Source organism: Pseudomonas sp. KB_12 (assembly GCF_052114545.1).
GTDB classification, from domain to species: Bacteria; Pseudomonadota; Gammaproteobacteria; order Pseudomonadales; family Pseudomonadaceae; genus Aquipseudomonas; species Aquipseudomonas brassicacearum.
The window spans coordinates 1-1,824 of sequence record NZ_JBFREY010000078.1 but is presented as its reverse complement, the minus strand read 5'-3'; the positions used below and the strand labels follow the sequence as shown (position 1 = coordinate 1,824).

1 protein-coding gene is annotated in these 1,824 nt (G+C 60.8%); it reads right to left on the bottom strand.

Annotated features, from left to right (window positions below; translation table 11 throughout):
- Positions 1 to 1,824: immunoglobulin-like domain-containing protein (locus tag AB4Z20_RS27925; RefSeq protein WP_442091215.1), on the bottom strand; the 1,824-nt coding region annotated here is incomplete at both ends.

Sequence of the window (1,824 nt, the reverse complement as noted above, 5' to 3'; positions counted from 1 at the left end):
GAGCGAAACGGTGCTGGTGTCGATGGTGTCAGTGACATCAGTCACCGCCGGCGTGGTGTTCGGAACCAGGTTCTCGAAGTTRCCGCCAGTGGCCTTATCGATGCTGACTTCAACTTTGCCAGCGTCTTTGTAGACGTCATCTTTTGGCGCGTCGACAGTCACGGTGCCAGTGGTGGCGCCTGCTGCGATGTTGATGACGGCGCCGTTGCTCAGGGTGACGGTCACTGGCGAGCCGGCGGCATTGGTCAGAGTGGCGGTGTAAACGATGGAGCCGCCTTCGGCGACAGTGTCAGTTGCCGAGAGCGTCAGGCCAGTGGTGTCCTGAGTGTCTGTGACGGTGGTTTCGGCAGGCTTGCCGTCGATGTCCAGTTTTTCGTAGTTGCCGCCCTTGGCGTCGTCGATTTTGACGCTCAGGCTGTCGCCGCCCGCGAGGGCATCGTTTGGCGTAACGAAGTTTACCGAAGCGGAGCTGGCGCCGACTGGGATGGTGATGGTCTGGCCGTTGCTCAACGTCACGACAAGCGGGGCATCAGTGACCGGTGCGTTGACCGAAGCGGTGTACACCACGGTGCCGCCTTCAGCGACGGTGGACGTTGCGGTCAGGCTGACAGTCGACGTGTCGATAGTGTCAGTGACGTCAGTCACCGCTGGGGTAGTGCTCGGAACCAGGTTCTCGAAGTTACCGCCAGTGGCGTTGTCGATGCTGACTTCGACTTTGCCAGCGTCTTTGTAGACATCATCTTTTGGTGCGTCGACAGTCACGGTGCCGGTAGTGGCGCCAGCAGCGATGTTGATGACGGCTCCGTTGCTCAAAGTCACAGTGACAGGCGAGCCAGCGGCGTTGGTCAGAGTGGCGGTGTAGACGATCGAGCCGCCTTCAGCAACGCTATCGGTTGCACTCAAGGTCAGGCCGGTAGTGTCCTGCACATCGGTAACGGCGGTGTCGGCCGGAGTGCCGTCGATGTCCAGTTTTTCGTAGTTGCCGCCCTGGGCGTCATCAATCTTCACGCTCAGATTGTCGCCGCCCGCGAGGGCGTCGTTTGGCGTAACGAAGTTCACGCTACCACTGCTGGCGCCGACCGCGATGGTGATGGTCTGGCCGTTCGACAGGGTGATAACAAGTGGAGCGTCGGTCACGGGTGCATTGACCGAAGCGGTGTAAACCACGGTGCCGCCTTCAGCGACGGTGGACGTTGCGGTCAGGCTGACAGTCGACGTGTCGATGGTGTCGGTAACGTCAGTCACCGCTGGGGTGGTGCTCGGAACCAGGTTCTCGAAATTACCGCCAGTGGCGTTGTCGATGCTGACTTCGACTTTGCCGGCGTCTTTGTAGACGTCGTCCTTCGGCGCATCGACGGTCACTGTGCCGGTGGTGGCGCCCGCAGCGATATTGATCACCGCGCCGTTGCTCAAGGTCACAGTGACAGGTGAGCCGGCGGCGTTGGTCAGAGTGGCGGTGTAGACGATCGAGCCGCCTTCAGCAACGCTATCGGTTGCACTCAAGGTCAGACCGGTAGTGTCTTGCACATCGGTAACGGTGGTGTCGGCCGGAGTGGCGTCGATGTCCAGTTTTTCGTAATTGCCGCCCTGGGCGTCGTCGATCTTCACGCTCAGGTTGTCGCCGCCCGCGAGGGCGTCGGTTGGTGTAACGAAGTTCACCGAAGCGGAGCTGGCGCCGACTGGGATGGTGATGGTCTGGCCGTTGCTCAACGTCACGACGAGCGGGGCATCAGTGACTGGTGCGTTGACCGACGCGGTGTAAACGACAGTCCCACCTTCGGCCACAGTTGAAGTCGCGGTGAGCGAAACGGTGCTGGTGTCGAT